The sequence below is a fragment of the Collinsella aerofaciens genome (assembly GCF_040910245.1).
Lineage (GTDB): Bacteria > Actinomycetota > Coriobacteriia > Coriobacteriales > Coriobacteriaceae > Collinsella.
This window is the reverse complement of record NZ_JBDGAY010000041.1, coordinates 1-3,262: the sequence shown is the minus strand read 5'-3', so window position 1 is coordinate 3,262 and position 3,262 is coordinate 1. Positions and strand designations below refer to the sequence as shown.

Genomic DNA, 3,262 nt, shown 5'->3' with positions numbered 1-3,262 from the left:
CTGACGTTCAATCGTCGGGCATGGCCAAAAGGCCTATGCCCTCCTCTTTCACGTCACCTTGCTCGCTCTGGCGGGCTTGCAGCGTCGAGTGGTTCCGGCGTTTGGTAAAACGCCGGAACGCAAGTCGCCCCCTCCCGCGCACGGAACGGGAGGGGGCTAAAGGTAGGAGTCTACCGGTGGGTTGAACCCACCGGACAGACGATGACCAGGTGATCCTTTACAGGATCGTCAAGGTTTCCGTGGGGTACCCGTTGGGTACTTAGAGCAGCACGCAGGCGACGGTCAGGATGACGGCGCAGACGACGGAGAGCGCGACGATGAGCTTAAGGGCAAACTTGAGCCAGGTCGTCCACTCGATCTTGGCCAGGGCGAGACCGCCCATGATGGCACCGGAGGTCGGGGTGAACAGGTTCACGACACCGATAGCAGCGGAGAAGATCATGACCATGACCTCGGGCGAGAAGCCGAGCTTAACAGCCAGCGGTCCCATGATGGGCATGGAGACGGTAGCCATACCAGAGGTCGAGGGAATCAGGAAGGACAGGCCGAAGTAGACCAGGAAGCTCATGGGAGCGAAGATCACGCCGGACAGGCCAGCCAGAGCATTGGCGGCAGCGTCGAGGACGTAGACGTCGAGGCCGGTGTTAGCCATGAGGACGGAGATACCACGGGCGAGGGCGATGACGAGAACAACGGACATCATGTCGGCAGCGCCGGTGATGAAGGTGTTGACGATCTGCTTCTCGGACAGGCCTCCGATGATACCGATCAGGACGGCCATGAGGAAGAACCAGGTGGAAGCCTCGTCGAAGTACCACTGGCCAATGGGCAGGCCGGTGATCAGGGCAGACCAGCCCTGGACGACGGCGTTACCGTCGGCATCGTAGACAGCGCCAGCGTCGAAGAAGTTGGCGACGCCCTCGTTGAGGTCGGCCAGCGGGATGAAGCCGACGATCATGACGACGAAGGTGAAGGCGAAGGCGATCAGAACACCCTTCTGACGACCGGTGAGCTTGACCTCCTTGTGGACCTCGGAAGCAGCCTTGCCGTGAGCCTCTTCGGCGTCCTTGAGCTCCTGCATCGACAGGATGGTGGAACCCTTGTCAGCCTTGACCTTCTTGGCATAGTTCATCACGAAGAAGATGGACATAGCGGTAGTGACAATCCACAGGACGGCACCGAGGCCGATGATGATGGACTGGTTGACCTCAATGCCAACGCCGGTCAGAGCGTCGACGGCAGCGCCGACGGCGAACGGGTTAACCGTGGAGCCCAGGCAGCCGCAGCCAGCGCCGAGCAGGACGGTAGCGGCACCGACCATGGGGTCGAAGCCAGCGGCCATCATGGTAGCGGCGAGCAGGGCGTAGAAGGGAACGGTCTCCTCGCACATACCATAGGTGGTGCCACCGAGGGAGAAGATGAGCATCAGCACGGGAATGAGCATAATCTCGTTGCCCTTAAGCTTCTGCACCAGAACGGCGATGCCGTTGTCCAGGGCGCCGGTCTCGGTCATCATGCCGAGGAAGCCGCCCAGGATCATAACGAAGAGGCAGACAGGCAGAGCGTCAGCGAAGCCCAGGATCGGGGCGGTGCAGAAATCGCTCAGACGGGCTGCGGTAACCGCGCCGCCGGACGTGCCGGAGACGATAACGGTAATCACTGCAACAATTGCCAGCAGAGCTAGAAGAATGGTGAACGATGAAGGCATACCGCGCTTTTTCTTAGCGGTCTCAGTCATGGTTCTCATCCCCCCTTCATAAATCATTTAACTTTCTCGCGCGAAGCGGATCTTCCGTGCCGTGCCCACCGCCCGACGCGAGATATTTACCAGACAAAGCCGCTCGGGGTGTGCAGCAAGACACCCCGAGCGAGATGCTAGATGCTCTTACTTGAGCGTGGCGTACATAACAGCCTTGATGGTGTGCATGCGGTTCTCGGCCTCGTCGAAGACCTTGGAAGCGGGGCTCTCGAAGACCTCGTCGGTGACCTCCTGCTCGGTGATGCCGAACTGCTCGCACTTCTCGGCGCCAATCGTGGTGTTGGTGTCGTGGAAGCTGGGCAGGCAGTGCAGGAAGATGGCACCCGGGTTGGCCGTAGCCATGACCTCGGAGGTAACGCGATACGGGGTGAGCTGAGCGATGCGCTCGGCCCAGACCTCGTCGGGCTCGCCCATGGAGACCCACACGTCGGTGTAGATAACGTCGGCACCGGTGACGCCGTCCTTGACGTCGGTGGTCAGCTTGATGGTGCAGCCGTTGGCCTCGGCGATGGGCTTGCAGGCCTCGATGACGTCGTCGGCGGGCATGCACTCCTCGGGGCCGCAGGCCACGAAGTTCATGCCGAGCTTGGAGCAGACAACCATGAGGGAGCGAGCAACGTTGTTCTTGCAGTCACCCATGAAGACGAGGGTCTTGCCCTTGATGTCGTAGTTGAAGTTCTCCTGGACGGTCAGGATGTCGGCGAGCATCTGGGTGGGGTGCCACTCAGTGGTCAGGCCGTTCCACACGGGCACGCCGGACTTAGCAGCGAGCTCCTCGACGTCGTCCTGGGCAAAGCCACGGAACTCGATGCCGTCATACATGCGGCCGAGAACGCGGGCGGTGTCCTCAATGGACTCCTTCTTGCCCATCTGCGACGAACCGGGATCGAGGTAGGTGACGCCCATGCCCAGATCCATGCCGCCGACCTCGAAGGCGCAGCGGGTACGAGTGGAGGTCTTCTGGAAGAGCAGAACGATGTTCTTGCCCTCGAGATAGCGGTGCGGAACGCCAGCGCGCTTCATGTCCTTGAAGTTCTTGGAAAGCTTGAGCAAGTACTCGATCTCCTCGGTGGAGAGGTCGAGGAGCTTGAGGAAGCTACGGCCGGAGAGGTTAACACCCATGGTTCGTTTCCTTTCGAAAAAATGAATTACGTAAGTATTAGTGTTGCCCGTTTGACGGGCGAAACCGGTGCGGTTGTAGGGGGACCGCACCGGAAACGGAAAGACTTAGAGGTCCTCGCGCCAGAAGGGCATGCTCATGCAGCGCGGGCCGCCGCGGCCGCGGGAGAGCTCGGCGGAGGGCACGACGAGAAGGTCCAGGCCCTCCTTGTACAGCACGTCGTTGGTGACGGTGTTGCGGGCGTAGACGCAGATCTTGCCGGGCTCGACGCACAGGGTGTTGGAGCCGTCGTTCCACTGCTCGCGAGAGGCCGCGATCGGGTCGCCGCCGCCGCAGGGGATCAGCTTGACCTGGTCGACGCCGGTGGCGTCCTCCAGGACGTG

Annotated in this window: 3 protein-coding genes; all 3 read right to left on the bottom strand. The window is 61.2% G+C overall.

All coding sequences use genetic code 11. The annotated features are described in order from the left end of the window. Positions 1-259 precede the first annotated feature (259 nt). The gene (locus tag AB5Z20_RS09760; RefSeq protein WP_438861074.1) at positions 260-1,747 is read right to left on the bottom strand and encodes a YfcC family protein; all 1,488 of its coding nucleotides are present in this window, start codon (positions 1,745-1,747) and stop codon (positions 260-262) included. A 138-nt stretch (positions 1,748-1,885) separates the two neighbouring features. Next, positions 1,886-2,881 carry an ornithine carbamoyltransferase gene (gene argF, locus AB5Z20_RS09755; RefSeq protein WP_368157164.1) on the bottom strand — a complete coding sequence of 332 codons (996 nt, stop codon included), beginning with the start codon at positions 2,879-2,881 and terminating at the stop codon, positions 1,886-1,888. A 105-nt stretch (positions 2,882-2,986) separates the two neighbouring features. Next, a partial coding sequence (locus AB5Z20_RS09750) for an arginine deiminase family protein (protein ID WP_368157163.1) occupies positions 2,987-3,262 on the bottom strand: 276 nt, incomplete at its 5' end.

Coding starts and splice junctions, on each gene's coding strand:
- AB5Z20_RS09760 (WP_438861074.1), bottom strand. CDS start 1,747: ATGAGAACCATGACTGAGACCGCTAAGAAAAAGCGCGGTATGCCTTCA.
- argF (WP_368157164.1), bottom strand. CDS start 2,881: ATGGGTGTTAACCTCTCCGGCCGTAGCTTCCTCAAGCTCCTCGACCTC.